Origin of the sequence: Microcoleus sp. T3_B1 (genome assembly GCF_036700445.1) — a bacterium.
GTDB lineage: Bacteria > Cyanobacteriota > Cyanobacteriia > Cyanobacteriales > Microcoleaceae > Microcoleus.
The window spans coordinates 1-17,001 of the sequence record NZ_JAUBOX010000118.1 but is presented as its reverse complement, the minus strand read 5'-3'; the positions used below and the strand labels follow the sequence as shown (position 1 = coordinate 17,001).

The 17,001-nt window shown below is 45.4% G+C and carries 11 protein-coding genes; 6 read left to right on the top strand and 5 right to left on the bottom strand.

Annotated elements, in window-relative coordinates; genetic code table 11:
- The first annotated feature begins 583 nt into the window (after nucleotides 1-583).
- From QT990_RS33245 to QT990_RS33230, 4 genes are all read left to right on the top strand, one after another.
- Entirely contained in the window at nucleotides 584-1,960 is a 1,377-nt protein-coding gene (locus QT990_RS33245) for an AAA family ATPase (RefSeq protein WP_333142215.1), read from the top strand.
- A 1-nt stretch (nucleotide 1,961) separates the two neighbouring features.
- The gene (locus tag QT990_RS33240) at nucleotides 1,962-4,223 is read left to right on the top strand and encodes a WD40 repeat domain-containing protein (protein ID WP_333142216.1); all 2,262 of its coding nucleotides are present in this window, start codon (nucleotides 1,962-1,964) and stop codon (nucleotides 4,221-4,223) included.
- Entirely contained in the window at nucleotides 4,220-5,368 is a 1,149-nt protein-coding gene (locus QT990_RS33235; RefSeq protein WP_333142217.1) for an ATP-binding protein, read from the top strand. Before QT990_RS33240 ends, QT990_RS33235 begins: the two co-directional genes overlap by 4 nt.
- A gap of 268 nt (nucleotides 5,369-5,636) precedes the next feature.
- The gene (locus QT990_RS33230; RefSeq protein ID WP_333142218.1) at nucleotides 5,637-6,218 is read left to right on the top strand and encodes an HAD family hydrolase; all 582 of its coding nucleotides are present in this window, start codon (nucleotides 5,637-5,639) and stop codon (nucleotides 6,216-6,218) included.
- A 15-nt stretch (nucleotides 6,219-6,233) separates the two neighbouring features.
- Here QT990_RS33230 and QT990_RS33225 read toward each other — a convergent pair whose 3' ends face one another.
- From QT990_RS33225 to ftsH2, 5 genes are all read right to left on the bottom strand, one after another.
- Nucleotides 6,234-7,463, bottom strand: coding sequence for an ATP-binding protein (locus tag QT990_RS33225; RefSeq protein ID WP_333142219.1), 1,230 nt, complete (start codon nucleotides 7,461-7,463; stop codon nucleotides 6,234-6,236).
- A gap of 6 nt (nucleotides 7,464-7,469) precedes the next feature.
- Nucleotides 7,470-10,397, bottom strand: coding sequence for a PAS domain S-box protein (locus tag QT990_RS33220; protein ID WP_333142220.1), 2,928 nt, complete (start codon nucleotides 10,395-10,397; stop codon nucleotides 7,470-7,472).
- A 255-nt stretch (nucleotides 10,398-10,652) separates the two neighbouring features.
- Nucleotides 10,653-11,942 (bottom strand): aminopeptidase P N-terminal domain-containing protein, encoded by a 1,290-nt coding sequence (locus tag QT990_RS33215; RefSeq protein WP_333142221.1) that lies wholly within the window; start codon nucleotides 11,940-11,942, stop codon nucleotides 10,653-10,655.
- Between the two features lie 245 nt (nucleotides 11,943-12,187).
- Entirely contained in the window at nucleotides 12,188-12,553 is a 366-nt protein-coding gene (locus QT990_RS33210; RefSeq protein WP_333142222.1) for a hypothetical protein, read from the bottom strand.
- Between the two features lie 179 nt (nucleotides 12,554-12,732).
- A complete protein-coding gene (ftsH2, locus tag QT990_RS33205; RefSeq protein WP_006633417.1) occupies nucleotides 12,733-14,619 on the bottom strand; it encodes an ATP-dependent zinc metalloprotease FtsH2 in 1,887 nt (628 codons plus the stop codon).
- Between the two features lie 411 nt (nucleotides 14,620-15,030).
- Between ftsH2 and QT990_RS33200 the strand changes: the two genes are divergently transcribed.
- Together QT990_RS33200 and QT990_RS33195 are read left to right on the top strand one after the other, a co-directional pair.
- Complete coding sequence (locus QT990_RS33200) at nucleotides 15,031-16,116, top strand: ParM/StbA family protein (protein ID WP_333142223.1); 1,086 nt, start codon at nucleotides 15,031-15,033, stop codon at nucleotides 16,114-16,116.
- Nucleotides 16,117-16,136: 20 nt separating this feature from the next.
- A complete protein-coding gene (locus tag QT990_RS33195; RefSeq protein WP_333102109.1) occupies nucleotides 16,137-16,655 on the top strand; it encodes a hypothetical protein in 519 nt (172 codons plus the stop codon).
- Nucleotides 16,656-17,001 lie beyond the last annotated feature (346 nt).

Below are 17,001 nucleotides of genomic sequence, written 5' to 3'. Positions count from 1 at the left end.
GGTTTTTAGCTGGCATTTTTGTAGAGATTGACTAAACTCCTTTTTTATTATACCCTATTTAAAGGTACAACAGCTTAGGGCAGGTAGGGCGAGTTTTAATTTGTGATCTGCCCTCATTTTTGGGGCAGATAGGGCAGGAGATTACAACCTATTTGCCCTAGACAGACAGAAGTATTTAAATATAGAATGTGAGTGCGATCGGAGTTACGGATGAATAATCATGAAATCTCGCTCCCGCTAGCCCCCATGCTGTTTCATTCCCCTGAAACCCGCCAGGAAATGAATTCCCTGGCTAATAGCAGAAGTCGGTTAAAACCGACTAAAATACTAATTTTCAGTCCTCTTAAGAGGACTTTCGCTATGAGACAGGGAATTCATTCCCTGTCGGACTGTCGGACTCTCCCGAAACCCGCCAGGGAATGAATTCCCTGGCTAATAGCAGAAGTCGGTTAAAACCGACTAAAATACTAATTTCCAGTCCTCTTAAGAGGACTTTAGCTATGAGACAGGGAATTCATTCCCTGTCGGACTGTAGGATTATCGAATTAACTGAAAAACCAATAACAATAGCTAACAAATTACTATGCGCGACTCCGATAAAGTTCAATCGAGTGCAAAGGGAAAAGAGTATCTCCGAGAACAAATTAAAGAAAAAGGTTTTACTCAAGAAAAACTTGCCCAACTCGCCAAAGTTTCCACCGACACGATTAAGCGCTTACTCGGTACAAAAGACTGCCCCAATGGCGTAGAAAGATGGCAAGTTACCAAGATAGCTGAAAAATTAGGCCTAGAACCAACAGACATAGTTGACCCAAAAGATTGGAATGCCGACAATTCGCTGCCGCCAGAGTTTGAATCACTTATAACAGAAAAAATTAAAACCTTTTGCGGCCGCCGATTTGTTTTTGATAATTTTCAGCAATTTATCACCGCAAATCCTCACGGTTATTTTACAATCATCGGGGATGCGGGAATGGGCAAAAGTTCCATTGTTGCCAAATACGTCTCGGAACATCAATCTCCCTGCTATTTCAATATTCTCGTCGAAGGCCGCAACAGACCAGAATTGTTTTTGAAGAGCATTCGCCAGCAATTAATTGACCGCTATCAATTGCCAAATTCAGAAAATGCCGATTTACCCACTTTACTGGCAAAGGTGGCGGGAAAACTCACTTTGGGCGAACGTTTGGTAATTGCGATTGATGCACTGGATGAAGTCGCACAAGAAGCGGGAGAAAATCTTTTACATTTACCGACTACTCTGCCAGATGGGGTTTATTTCTTGCTGACGAGGCGACCGCATAACCTCGGTCAAAAGAGGCTTTCTGTATCTCCGGGAGTTCCGGTAAAAGAGTTAGATTTAAGAGACAGCGAGTATGTTAATTTCAATCATGATGATATCAAAGAGTATATTCGGTATCTGCTCTCTACCGATTCTCAGTATAAAGATGAACTGAGAAAGTGGATTCAAATTCGTAGCATTACCGAGACAACTTTTGTCGAGCAAGTGGCAGACAAAAGCGAAAACAATTTTATGTATTTGCGGTATGTTTTGCCCGCAATTGCTAAGGGCGATTATAATGACTTGAGCTTAAAGCAATTGCCTGACGGGCTGCAAGAGTATTATCAAAACCATTGGGTACGGATGGGGATGGAAGCTAAGCCAGGGCAATTGATGGAGATTGTCTTGTATATTTTACTTGAGATTGCCACGCCGATTCCCTGCGAGATGATGGCTGGAATTGCCGAGGTGGATGAATGCGATGTGGCACAGGTTTTAGAAGATGAGTGGGTTGAGTATTTGAAAAAGCAGAATGTAGACGGAAAAATCTGCTACAGCATCTATCATGCGAGTTTCCTTGACTTTCTGAAAGCCCAACGAGAGATGGATTCAAAGCGTAAAATTTTTCAGGAAGTATATCAACGGATTGCTGAGAATTTAGAAAAAGGGATGGCGTGAGATGGGAGAATTTGCTAACAAGTTCGAGGCCAAACCACTTTTCTATCAACGTGCTTATCTGGGCAGCTTACTGCTAATTTATGTCAATTCAGGGAATTTAGAAAAGTATTATCAAACACTAACCGATTTTAACTTCCTGATGGCAAAGATTCAACATCCTGAGTTTGGAGTGCAGGCACTGATTGATGATTTCCATTTAGTTGACGATTCAGAAGCATTAAGTAACCCAGAGTACAACCCAGAAAAAGCAAAAGCTCTGAACTTGATTCGCTCGGTATTGTGGAGATCATCGGATATTTTAGAGCGAGACAAAACGCAACTAGCAGAGCAATTGTGGGGGCGATTGGTACACTTAAAAATACCACAAGTTTATACAATACTGGAGAAAGTAAAGCAACAGAAAATAGCACCGTGGTTGCGTCCTTTGACACCTTGTTTAACTCCCCCTAGCAGGGAAGTAATCCGCACCCTCAAAGGTCACAGACACTGGGTAAATGCAGTAGCCGTCACTGGTGATGGCAAGCAGGCGATTTCTGGTTCCAGAGACAACACCATTAAAATCTGGGATTTAACAACTGGAGAGGAACTGGTTACTCTTACTGGTCACAGAAAATTGGTAAATGCAGTAGCCGTCATTACTGATGCTAAGCGGGCGATTTCTGGTTCGAGAGACAACACTATTAAAGTCTGGGATTTAACAACTGGAAAGGAACAGTTTACTCTTACTGGGCACAGCAAATCGGTAAATGCAGTAGCCGTCACTGCTGATGGCAAGCGAGCGATTTCTGGTTCAGATGATAAAACTCTCAAAGTCTGGGATTTACAAACAGGAGAAGGATTTTTTACTCTTACTGGTCACAGCAAATTGATAAATGCAATAGCCGTTACTGCGGATGGTAAGCAGGTGGTTTCTGGTTCGAGAGACAAAACCCTCAAAGTTTGGGATTTAACAACTGGAGAGGAACTGCTTTCTCTTACTGGTCACAGTGACTGGATAAATGCAGTAGCAGTCACTGCTGATGGTAAGTGGGCGATTTCTGCTTCGAGAGACAAAACCCTCAACGTCTGGGATTTAACCACTGGAAAGGAACTGTTTACTCTTACTGGTCACAGCAAATCGGTAACAGCAGTAGCCGTTACTGCTGATGGCAAGTGGGCGATTTCTGGTTCGAGAGACAACACCCTCAAAGTCTGGGATTTAACAACTCGAAAGGAACTGTTTACTCTTACTGGTCACAGGCAATCGGTAAAATCAATAGCCGTCACTACTGATGGCAAGCGGGCGATTTCTGGTTCTGATGACAAAACCCTCAAGGTATGGGATTTAACAACAGGAGAGGAACAATTTACTCTTACGGATCACACCTACTCGGTAACAGCAGTAGCCGTTACTGCTGATGGCAAGCGGGCGGTTTCTGGTTCGAGAGACAACACCCTCAAAGTGTGGGATTTAACCACTGGAAAGGAACAGTTTACTCTTACGGGTCACAGATACCCGGTAACAGCAGTAGCCGTCACTGCTGATGGCAAGCGGGCGATTTCTGGTTCGTTGGGCAACCTCTTTGTTGGTGAAAAGCTGGATATTTCTGATATAAACAGCACCATTAAAGTATGGGATTTAACAACTAGAAAGGAACTGTTTACTCGCAAAGATAGCGGATTCTTGGATAATGTACTAGCATTCACTGCTGATGGCAAGCGGGTGCTTTCTCATTGTTTCAAGGGTATCAGAGTCTGGGATTTAAAAACTGGAGATAACCTGTTGATTCTTGCTGATGAGGGTTCCTTGGTAACATCAGTAGCTGTCACTGCTGATGGAAAGTTGGCGATTTCTGGTTCGTACCACATCAAAGTCTGGGATTTAAAAGCAGGAGAGAAACTGTTTATTCTTGCTGGTCACAGTGACCGTGTAAATGCAGTAGCTGTCACTGCTGATGGCAAGCACGCAATTTCTGCTTCGAGAGACAACACCCTTAAAATCTGGGATTTAACGACTCGAAAGGAACTGTTTACTCTTACCGATCACAGCAAATCGGTAAATGTAGTAGCCGTCACTACTGATGGCAAGCGAGCGATTTCTGGTTCAGATGACAACACCATCAAACTATGGGATTTATCGACTGGAAATCTCATTGCTAGTTTCACGCTTGAAAATCCGATCGCCTGTTGCGCCATTGCACCCGATGGAGTAACAATTGTGGCAGGCGACCAATCCGGCCGAGTATATTTCCTGCGGCTAGAAGGGATGGAGGAACTAACATGAATTCCTCACCTCTGCCAACTCCGATCTCTACCGCCGCTTACCCAAAAGAATTTCAGCAACTCCTGCGAGAAAAAACCGAGAATTTTACAGGGCGCAAGTTTGTTTTTTCTGCCATTTCCGACTTTCTGGACTCCCACAGCCACGGTTATTTCACAATTGTCGGCACTCCCGGCTGCGGCAAAAGTTCCATCCTCGCTCAATATGTCACCGCCCATCCTCGCAGTATCTATTACAACGCTGCAGTTGAGGGCAAAAATCGAGCTGAAGATTTTCTCGCTTCAGTCTGCACTCAACTGATTGACAAATACCTTGCCGCCAATGGGGAAACATCCGAAATCCTCAAGCTAAAATCTCAACTTCAAAATCTCGAATCCCATGATGGGAGTTGGTTTCTGTCTTTGTTGCTTCAGCAAATTAGCGATAAATTAAACGTAGCTTGCGAGACGGCACGTCATCGCCAACGGTTGATAATTGTAATTGATTCTGTAGACGCGATCGCCCGCACGAGTCAGCCTCCCAGCACAAATCTGTTTTATCTGCCGAGATATTTGGGCGATCGTACTTATTTTATCCTCGCCCGCCGCCCGTTTTTGAGAGAGAAATCCGGTTTGTTAATTGAAACCCCCTCTCAAACTCTCGATTTAAGAGATTATCCCGCCCAAAATCGGGAAGATGTCCTTAACTACATTCAGCAATACCTATCAACCGCACCGGATTTAACTCAACCCGAATTCTGCCAACAACTCGCCACTGTCAGCGAAAACAATTTCATGTATCTGAGTCAAATGTTAAGGGCGATCGCCGAGAATTCACGCCCCGATGCTAATCTGGGAGAGTCCTCACTTCTCTCTGAACTTCCTCCCGGTTTAGCAGCCTATTATCAAAACCACTGGCTGCGGATGGGAGGTGAGGGCTTATCGGCGATCGACTTGTCTGTGCTGAATGTTTTGGTAAAATCCCCAACAGGTTTGTCTGTAAGTGCGATCGCCAATATAATTGATCAGGATGAATACGATGTTGAAAAAACATTAGACAATTGGATAGAGTTCTTAAATAAACAAGAAATCGAAGGAGAAATTTGCTATAGTTTGTATCATAATAGTTTCCGCGAATGGCTAGGCAAACAATCTATTTTAGAATCATGATGAGGACACGGCGCCGTGTCCATTGGAGTCAACAAACACGTTAAACCGATAGTCCGACAGGGGTTGAAACCCCGGCCTCAAAGCGAAAGTCCTCGCTTCAGAGGACTAATGAATGATTCAGTCCTCTTTTAGAGGACTTTAGCTATTAGACAGGGAATTCATTCCCTGGCGGACTAGCGGGTAGGCGGGAGGACTAGCGGAGGAAAAGTTTAAGTAATATCAATTCCGATGCCACCGAGTTTTATATTATATCAAAAACAATACAACAATGAAACGAGCAGTATTTCTCGATCGCGATGGCGTTCTCAATATCGAAGTCGGCTACATCCACAAAGTAGAAGATTTGAATTTAATCCCCGGAATAGCCCAAGCTGTACGCCGCTTAAATGACCAACAAATATTTTGCTGTTTGGTTTCCAATCAATCGGGCCCAGCGAGGGATTATAATCCGATTAGCCACATAGAAGCTTTGCACAAACGCCTGTGTCACTTATTAGAAAATGAAGCCGGAGCAAAGTTAGATGCTCTTTATTACTGTCCTTATTTAAGCGCAGCCGAAGGCGGAAAAAACCCAGAATTTACGCGGTATTCGACTTGGCGAAAACCAAATACAGGAATGTTAGTAGCGGCGGCTTGGGAATACGATTTGGATTTGCGAAATAGTTTTATGGTGGGGGATAAAGCGACTGATGTTGATATGGCTCACAATGCCGGCTGTACTGGTATTTTGGTGCAGACTGGTTACGGGGAAAGCGTGTTGAGTGGGGAGTATCAGCACCATACTAAACCGGATTTTATTGCAGCAAATTTAGCGGTGGCGGTGGACTGGATTTTGCAACACTTTGATTAGTTTTTGTAGGGGCATTTAAGTTTTTTGCCGTTGAGTCGAACAGGAAAGTGCTACGTAAGGAAGCGCGACTGTGAAGGTTGTACCCACGCCCATTTTGCTTTCGCAGGCGATCGCGCCTCCTTGCAATTCGACAGCTTTTTTAACAATGGTTAATCCCAAACCGTTACCTTTAATCTTTCCCGTATTCTTGCAGCGGTAGAACATTTCAAATATTTTCCCTACTTCGGTTTCTGGGATGCCGATACCTTCGTCTCGGATACGCATAATTAGTAAGGGAGAGTTAATATTTGTAAATAGGGAATTGCCAAACAAACACTGAGGAGATAAGCAGAAAATAGCTTCTTTGTCTCCCTCGCCTGCTTGACGGTATTCCAATTCCAAGGTGACTTGCCCGCCGTTTGGAGAATATTTCATGGCGTTGACGATTAAGTTAGAAATAATGCCGTGCAGCAATTGTTGATCTAATATTGCACTGGTAACATCTGATGGGATTAATGTTAGTTTGTGCTTGGCTTCATTTCCTAACTGCAATTGATCGAGCAAGTCTTGACAAAATTCGACTAAATTTATCGGTAATGGATTGCATTTGAGTTGACCTGCTTCTGCTCTCCCCATAAACAGCATATCATCGATTAGCTGGTTCATCTTTTGGGTAGCTGAGTGCACCAGGCGCAGGGTTCTAACTTGGGATTCGTCACGGCTGCGAGTTCGATCGAGCTCTAGAAGTTCCGCAGAGATTAAAATCGCGTTGAGCGGGTTCCGCAATTCGTGAGCGGCCATTGAAATATACTGGTTTTGGCGGTGCGATTTTTCTTCCACCGACTCTGTGGCTGCTTCCGCGGCTTTGAGAGATTCTCGCATCTTGGTTTCGATTTCGTGTCTGTGCAGGGCAATCTCGATCGCCACCCGTAAATCATTTTGTTGAAATGGTTTTATAATGTAACCGAATGGATCTGTAAGTTTCGCTCTTTGCAGCGTTTTATCGTCGGCATAAGCTGTTAAAAATACTGTCGGTACATTCATATTAGTTCTGATTTTTTCGGCTGCTGTTACCCCGTCTATCTCACCTTTAAGCACGATGTCCATCAACACTAAATCGGGCGGGGTTTCTAGAGCTTTTTGAATTGCTTCTTCTCCTGAAGAAACTGTAGCGGTTACTGCATATCCCAGTTTTTTTAATCGGCCTGCTATGTCTTGCGCTACAATAACTTCGTCTTCGACAACCAAAATTTTTATAGGGTTCATTTTTCCTTAAATGCGTCGCCGATAATTTAACTCTTTAAAAATTAAAGTGTAGCAGGTTCCACACTGACTGTCAATGGCAATACTCGCATCTAATTGGCAAGACAACATTCTCACTAATCGCAATCCTAATGTTTCAGGATTTTCTACGTCGAAACCCGCCGGGAATCCGCTACCATTATCTTGAATAATTAATTGGAGTTCCTGAAAACTTAATTCCTTAAATTCTATGTTAATTTCACCTTTCGCACTTTTGCTAAAAGCATATTTTAGGGAATTAGAAACTACTTCGTTTATAATTAAACCGCAAGGAATGGCTGTTTCTATGTTTAAATAAATTGGGTCAAGGTTGAGATTGAATTGGATGGCAGTGTTGCCGCAACCAAAAGATTGATACAAATTAGCAACCAAGTTTTCGACGTAGGGGGGAAGGGCGATGCGATCGAGATGTTCGGATTGATAAAGTTGCTCGTGAATCAGAGCCATTGAATGGATACGGGTCTGGCTTTCTTCAAATAAAGCTAGCGTCGGTTCGTCTTCAATATATTGAGCTTGAAGTTGCAGCAAGCTGGAAATTACCTGCATATTATTTTTGACTCTGTGGTGAATTTCTTTGAGCAATACTTCTTTTTCGCGGAGTGCTGCTTGGATGCGGGCCTCGGTACATTTGCGATCGCTGATATCTTCGGCAATACCCGCGATGCGGTAAATTTTGCCCGATTCGTCGTAAATGGGAAAAGCTCGATCGCACACCCAGCGAATTGTGCCGTCTGGCAGAAAAATCCGATATTCGGTATTGGTGGACTCGCCCTGCAAAACTCGCCCCATTGCCTCTTCCAACAGGAGTTTATCTTCTGGATGCACCCACTCCATCATTTTTAATGGATCAGCATACAATTCTTCGCGACTGCGCCCCCAGATTTGTTCGTAAGTTGGACTCAGATACAATAAATCGGTGAAGTCCGCAGACATTAGCCAGAAGGAATCTTGGATATTTTCTGCTAACTGGCGGAAGCGTTCTTCACTTTCGCGGATGGTTTTTTCTGCCTGTTTGCCTGCGGTAATATCTACCGCAATGCCCACGATGCGGTAAACTTTACCAGATTGATTTCTAATGGGAAAAGCCCGATCGCGAATCCAGCGTATTTTGCCGTCCAGCCTGACAATTCGATATTCTATCTCGTCTTCAGACTCAATTTGTCTAGTTAAATTAGCAATAACGCGCTCGCGATCTTCTGGATGGAGGGAATCTGCAAAAAAGCGCCTGTTAGCATACAAATCAGCGCAGCTTCGGCCCCAAATCTTTTCGTAAGCCGGACTGATATAAATAATTTCCTGGGGTTGAACGTTTACCATCCAAAACACGCTTTCAATGTTTTCTGCTAGCTCTCGGAACCTTTCTTCGCTTTCTTTCAGCGCTGCTTCGGTTTTTTTGCGATCGCTAATATCTTCTGTCACTACTAGATTGTAAACTGCCCCGCTCAGCGGTTCTTGGATGAGCGATACTGTAATATTTACCCAAACTACAGTGCCGTCTTTGTGCAGTAAGCGTTTTTCCATTTTAAAACTGTCAATTTGGCCGGCAAATAATTGCTTGTTTTGTTCTAAATCTGCATCTATATCTTCTGGGTAAGTAACGTCCATCCAAGTTCGCGACAGCAGTTCGCTCGCAGTATATCCCACTATATCGCAGAATTTTTGATTGACTCGCAAATAGCGGCCTGTTGCGTCAGGGTGGGTAATACCGACTGCCGCTTGTTCGACGGTTGCCCGAAAGCGTTCTTCGCTATCTCTGAGGGTTGCTTCTGCTTTTTTGCGATCGCTAATATCGCGCTGTACGCCAAAATACCCGATGATTCTGCCGTGGGAATCGTAAATGCAAATATAGTCGCCTTCTATCCAAACTGGAACTCCGTCAAACGTGCGATTCTCATTTTCGATGTGAATTCTGCCAGCATCAAAAAATTGCTTGATTATCTCTCTGCTACCAGTCAAGTCGTGCGACAAGAAAGAGTAAAGCGTCCGGCCAATAAACTCTTCCCTAGTACCTCCGTATTGAGCTATCAAAGCATCATTTGCCTTCGTTACCCGCCCGTTAGCAAATATGTAATCCAAAACTTTTTCTTTGTCAACTGTATCGTCCCAGTGGACGGGTTCGTCCAGCATCATAAAGAAAAAACCATCTAAAGATTGAGAGAAAAACAATTCTAGCTGTTCCTGGCTTTTCCGCAGAGCTTTTTCGGCGCGCCAGCGAGAGAGAACTTCTTCCTGCAATTGATCGTTGGCTGTTTTCAAGTCCTCAGTGCGCTTTTGATATTTAATTTGTAGCTGATTTTTGATTTCTTCCAGCGCTATTTCTGCCTGTTTTTTTTCGGTAATATCTTGAGTAACGACCATTCCTGCAAAAATTTCTTCCCGGTCGTTTTTGACGGGAACAATTGTTGTTGAATAAATGCGATCGCCGTATTTATATTCAAAAGTATTCTCTTTTCCTGCCAAAGCAGCGCGATATGTAGTCTCAAAAAGTTGCCAATCTTCAGGTGGGGATACTTCCCACAATGTTTTGCCTTCCAACTGTTCTTTGGACAAACCAACTACTGCCAAACCTTGGCCGTCAACCAGAGTATAGCGCAAATCGCGATCGAACAAAAACACCGACCCATTCGGATAATGTTTGATGAGAGTTCGGTACATTTCCTGGCTTTTTTCCAGAGATGTGATTAACCGAATACGATCGTCCTCGGTGATATCCGATTCAGTTACGGAGCCCGAAATGCCAGGATTCTCGACTGCTTTGAGTTGTGCTTCTAATTTCTGGCACAATTCTCTCTGCTGCTGCAAATCCTCTTCTAGTTGCCGAATTTTTGCTTTTTGCTCTGCTACCAATGCTTCGCAGGTTTCCAGAGGTCGATCGATCTTGGTAGGATCAATACACATAATTGCTCTAGGTTTAGCAGTAAAGGCTTGAGCTTTTTCAAGTTAATACTAACAAAGCTCAAGCCTGCACTGCCAACTTACAGCAGATTCAATTTATATGCGGTACACACAATCAAGTTGTAACTAAGGTGCGTCGCCACCCGTCAAGGAGCAAATTCCATTGAACCATAGAACAGATCCGCACCCTACATAAATCGTTTCCGGTTGCATCGGTATTGTTCAAACAGTCAACAGTCAACAGTCAACAGTCAACAATTATTTAGGAACTCCCGCCGTCAAGACTTCATGACTTTCCAATGTTACCAAAACATCATCTTCAATTCTCACACCAATACCGCGCCATTTTTCAGGAACCTCCGGCTGTCCTTCAACCGGTTTAATATAAGGAGAAATATAAATCCCCGGTTCCACCGTCAGCACTTGTCCTGCCTGCAAAACTTGCGGATTTTCGCCGTACTGATAAACGCCGACATCGTGCACATCCAATCCCAGCCAATGACCAGTGCGGTGCATATAAAATGGCTTGTATTTCTCTTCTTTAATTATCTCTTCAATGTCCCCCACCAAAAGTTTTAAATCCATTAAACCTTCCACCAAAACGCGCACTGCTGTTTCGTGAATTTTGCTGTAAGGATTTCCCGGATATACTTGACTAATTGCCTGCAATTGTGCTTGCAAAACTAAGTCATAAATTATCTGTTGTTCAGTTGTAAATTTGCCGCTAACAGGAAAGGTGCGAGTAATATCGGCGTTGTAGTAACCGCAAGCACAACCAGCATCTATTAGCAACAAATCGTTTTCCTGCATTTGGCGGTTGTTTTCGATGTAGTGGAGGACGCAGGAATTGTAACCGGATGCAACAATTGAAGGGTAAGCGGGAGTGCAGCCATTTAAGCCAAAAGTATGTTCTATTTCAGCTTGAATTTCATATTCGTATCTGCCCGGCTTAGCGAATTCTTGGGCGCGGTTGTGCGCTGCAACTGAGATATTAGCGGCTTTTCGCATTAATGCTAATTCAGTTTCGCTTTTCACCAGCCGCATCGGGTGTAAAATGATGTTGGAATCTTCGATCGCTGTCGGGCCTGTGCCGCGTTTTGGGTAGGTTGCCATCAAGCGCTGCCAGTGATTGAGGACTGTTTGGTCGAAAGTACGATCGCGCCCGAAGTGATAGTATATGCGATCGGCCTTTTCTAAATATTTCGGCAGTTTTTCCGCAAGTTCGGCGATGGGAAAAGCTTCATCCGCGCCGTAAAGTTCTTTAGCGCCTTCTACTCCGGCGCGATAACCGTGCCAAGTTTCTTTTTCCAAGTCTTTTGGCTGCACAAACAAGACAAATTTGTGTTCTTCGTGGTGCGGCGCGAGCACTGCTACCGCCGCAGCTTCGTTGAAACCTGTTAAGTAGAAAAAATCGCTATCTTGTCGGTAGGCGTATTCTACATCGTTGTGCATGACGGCTGCGGGTGCGCTGCGAAATATCGCCGTCCCGCTGCCAATTTTTGCCATTAACTGTTCGCGTCTTTGCCGATATTCGGTGGGGTTGGTCATCCGATTTTAGATTTTAGATTTTAGATTTTAGATTTTAGATTGAGTGTAATATTAACACTCAGCGGTTTCAAGCGCTGCTTGTCAGACTTGCACCCGCAAGGCAAGGGTTGAAGATATAGGTGCTCTGTTTTTTTTCTGGGTCTACAGCAGTTCTCAATCTTGGTGAGGTATGCCCTATGCCCTATGCCCTATGCCCTATGCCCGCTTATCAAGCGTACACCTCATATTACTGAGAAAGGCTATACTTATTTATTCTCTGGTTCTGCGATCGCCAATTGACAAGTATAGTCAACCAGCCCAGACAAAGATGAGTTGCGATCTACTAAAGTCCATCTCCGATCGAAATTCGACCAATTTTCGCCATCTTGGCTAACTCTGACAGTTCTCAACTGTCGTTGCTTGCAGTCAACTTCCATTTGCGCCAACAATTTCTCGTTACTAAACTGTTGAGTTACTAAAATAGTTCTGACTGGATAAGAGGGAGCACCGGGAATATCGGATTTGCTTAATTCAACGCTGCTGGAGTCGATGCAAATATCTACAAAACATCTTAATTTTTCGGCGCGGGCGCTCAAATTAATGCCAAAAATTAATGTTGAAATTACTATCAAACAAATCGATGAACTCTTAATCATATAGCAGGAGGAAGAAGTTTCTTTTGACTGGGCGGTTGAAACCGCTGCTACACAGACAAAACCCGCCTGCGCGGGTTGAATTTCTTCAGTCCGCGCAGGCGGACTTTGTTTGTGTAGCAGCGAATTCTATTCGCCCTCAATATTCACTCTTCTTTTTAAAGCTGAGGAACGTATTGTTCTTTTTCAGGAACAAAAGTGTATTCAGAGACAATTAGGCGCAACTCTTCGCCGTCGATGGTTTCTTTTTCGATCAACAAATCGACTAAGCGATCGATCACGGTGCGATTTTCGCGAATAATTCGGCGGGCGTCGTCGTAGCAGTGATCGACAATCGATCGAACTTGTCCGTCAATCCGAGAGGCTATTTCTTCGGAATATTCCGATCGCGCTGTGTAGTCGCGGCCAAGGAAAATTTCGCTTTGCTGGGCTTCCAGGGCGATCGGGCCCAAGGTAGACATCCCATAGCGAGTCACCATTTGCCGCGCCATGCCGCTTACTTGCTGCAAATCGTTGCCGGCACCGGTGGTTACTTCGGCATCGCCGAAAACTACTTCTTCGGCTGCGCGGCCACCCAAAGCACCGCTAATGCGGGCTAAAATTTGCGATCGAGAAATCAAACCTTGGTCTTCGCTGGGCATGAACCAAGTCAAGCCGCGGGCCTGTCCGCGAGGAACTAAGGTAACTTTTTGAACTGGATCGTGGGCTTGAATGATTGTACCGACGATCGCGTGGCCGATTTCGTGGTAAGCAATCAAGCGCTTGCTCTTGCTGTCCACCAAGGGAGTGCCTTCCATACCTGCTACCACGCGATCGACTGCATCGTCAACTTCGAGCATCGTAATCGCTTCTTTGCGGCGGCGGGCGGTTAAAATCGCAGCTTCGTTGAGCAAGTTAGCCAAATCAGCGCCGGTAAAACCAGGAGTACGGCGGGCGATGGCGTCCAAAGAAATTTCCGCAGACAGCTTCTTGTTGCGCGCGTGAACTTCCAAAATTTCCAAGCGGCCTTTGATATCCGGCGTATCTACGCTAACTTGGCGGTCAAAACGTCCCGGACGCAGCAGCGCTGAGTCGAGCACGTCGGGGCGGTTCGTGGCAGCAATGATGATAATGCCAGTATTGCCCTCAAAACCGTCCATTTCGGTCAGCAACTGGTTCAGGGTTTGTTCGCGTTCGTCGTTACCGCCGCCGATACCGGCGCCGCGCTGGCGACCCACTGCATCGATTTCATCAATAAAGATGATGCAAGGAGCATTTTCTTTAGCTTTCTTGAACAAGTCCCGAACGCGGGAAGCGCCGACACCGACGAACATTTCCACAAATTCCGAACCGGAGATGCTGAAGAAAGGCACGCCGGCTTCGCCTGCGATCGCTTTTGCCAGCAAGGTTTTACCGGTTCCGGGAGGGCCCACTAGCAGCACGCCTTTGGGAATCTTTGCCCCGACTGCGGTGAAGCGTTCGGGTTTTTTGAGGAATGTCACTACTTCTTGTAGTTCTTCTTTGGCTTCCTCAACGCCTGCTACGTCGTCGAACAGTACGCCTGTTTTAGCTTCCATTTGAAAGCGAGCTTTGGATTTGCCAAAGTTCATGGCTTGGCCAGGGCCCCCTGGCACGTTGCCACCGCGGCGGAAGAGGAAAAACAGGCCTCCTACTAACAAGAGGGGAAATACTAGATTGCCTAAAAGTCCCCAGACAGCGCCGTCGTTGCGTAGTGGGTGAGTGTCGAAGCTGATTTTGGAGTCTCTGAGCCTAGAAACCAGTTCCGGGGCATTTGAGGGCAAGTCTACCCGCCACCGCTGCTCGTGATTGTCCAGTTCGGGATCGACTGCTAGGACAATAGCCGTCCGACCTCCGTCGTAAAGGTCAACGCTGGTCACTCGACCGGCGTTTAAGTAATCTAAGAATCGACCGTAGCTTAGGCGGGTGCTGGCGGTGTTCTTGCTCATTTCTGCCGGAGATGGGGCAAAGGCCCCCTGCCACAAGAAAAAGCCGATGACTAAGGCGGGTAAAGTCCAAAGTAGTATAGTTCGCCAAGAAATTTTCATAAATGCGGATGCCTTGAATTGGGGACAGATCGGGTAAGATCGCGGTGTCGGAGAAGTGCGACAAAAGTTTACACTCAGAATCTTAACTAAATTTAACTTAACAATGCACTCTCAGGCAACAGGCCGTATTGCCGCGATCGATCGAGAATACTCCTCGACCGAAACCATCCAGGGTACAAGCCCCCGGACCGCGGCCCCTGTTGTCGCCTCTAAAATCTAAAATCTAAAATCTAAAATCTAAAATCTAAAATCTATTAAGGGCGATCGTCCCGAATATAATGTTTGGTGCTGATTTCGATACCGATCTAGGTAGAGTTAGAAGAATCGCCGCAAAACCCACTGTCTTTAAGCGTGGCAGTGTCAAGGGATAAGGCATGATAATGGTGAGGCTCAGTGAGGTAACACATTTCAATGACAACTAGACAGCTTGTTCCTAATTCGGCTATGCTGACCCAGCAGACTAAAGTCGCTTCTAACAACAAATCGATTATTAGTGCTGATTTGGGTCGGACGGCAACTAAAGCTTGCGTGAGTCGCAACCCTAGTAGCGTTGTTTTCATCCCTGCCAACGTGGCTACTATGCCCGTGGAAAAGGTGCGGGGTGGCAGCTTTGAGTCCAAAGCAACAGACCCTCTGTTGGATATGTGGCTGGAGTACCAGGGCAAGGGCTACGCGATCGGTCAATTGGCGGCAGATTTTGGCGCTAATCTCGGTGGCGCTGACCAGTCGAAAGTAGTAGATGCTTTGGTTAAGGTCTTTTCCTGTGCTGGATATTTCCAGATGAAAGGCGAAATAGCAGTTGTGCTGGGTTTGCCGTTTTATTCGCAGGATCAGTTTGAGAAGGAAAAGGAAGAGATTATCAGCCAACTGCGCTCTCCCCACGTTGTGGTGTACCGGGGCGAGCGTGTGGATATTAACATCAGTCACGTTTGGGTGATGCCGGAAGGGTTCGGCAGCCTGATTTGGTGCGAGGCTCAAGATAACAAGGAGTTTACGCCGGAGTTGCCCGAACTGTCGGTGGCTGTTGTTGATATCGGACACCAAACTACCGATTTGTTAATGGTCGATCGTTTCCGGTTCGCCCGGGCGGCTTCAAAGAGCGATTCCTTCGCAATGAACAAGTTCTACGAACAAGTTGCCTCAAAGATTCCGGGAGCTGACCCTCAATCTCTGTCTTTACTGGAAGCGGTGAATAAACCCGAGGGCCAGCGTTTTTACCGTCCCAGAGGAGCGACTAAGCCGACTAATTTGGATCCGATTATTAAGGACTTGCGGGAGGCTTTCGCTAACGAACTGTCCGAACGTTTGGTGCAGTGGCTGCCCGAACGTGTGACGGATGTGGTTCTGACTGGCGGTGGCGGCGAGTTTTTCTGGGAGGTTTTGCAACCTTTGCTTAAAGACGCCAATCTTAAGGCTCACTTGGCTCAGCCTTCCCGGAAAGCTAATGCTTTGGGACAGTTTATTTATGCTGAGGCTCAGCTAGCCACGATAAAGTAACGCATTAAGGCTTGAACCCTATGGCACTGTGGGCAAAAAATAAGGCGAATTTCTCGGTGGCGTTTACGGAAGATGCTGCGGATCAAACTTTGCTGGCCGCTATTGAAAAAGAGTTGGCTTTCACGAAGTATCAGACTTTCAGCAATCTCTGCAAGCAAGCTTTGTGGCAGTTTTTGTCTGTATCTGAGTCTGCTAGCTCTACACAGAGCTTTCAGCGGTTGGAACAGCGTATTGCTGAACTTGTGGTAAAATTTGCTGAGTTTGAGCACAATGTTTCGGCAGAGGAATTAAGCCGTTTGGAGGGACTGGAACATCACCTGAATCAACTCAGCGCGCAGTTGGATCAATTGCAGGGGAGTGTTAACAGTAAGTTTGCTCAAGTTTCTTTTGCCCCAGTTTCAAAAGTAGTAGAGCCTGGCCCGATTGAATCTGAATCTGTGGCGGATGATAATGTAGTGTCTGATGCTGAAGTTGCTCCTCCTCGGGATTCCGATCCTTTGTTGGAGCGTTTAAGTTCTTTGTTACCCCAAGATTTCTAAAATGAGGTAGATTAACAGTAAGACTTTTTCTGACATTTGCTAACAATCACTTACATTTGCCAGAGATATTTATATCATATAAGCTGTTGCGGCATTTAAGTTGTCTGTCAAAAAAAATTAAAGTCTTGTGGGGAGTAGGGGTTGGGCGGGACGCCCGCCCTGAATATACAATTTAAATGCGCGACAGCTTAGAATGAATTTAGCCACTCTGATTTAGGTGAAAAACCTTGGTAGTACGCAACCGCTATATAAATAAGTTGCCTCTACACTATCAAAGCAAATAATCAGATTGGCGTGGGGCTGTAAGCGATAACCAAGCTGAAGGCAAGAATATAAGTGCTTGTAG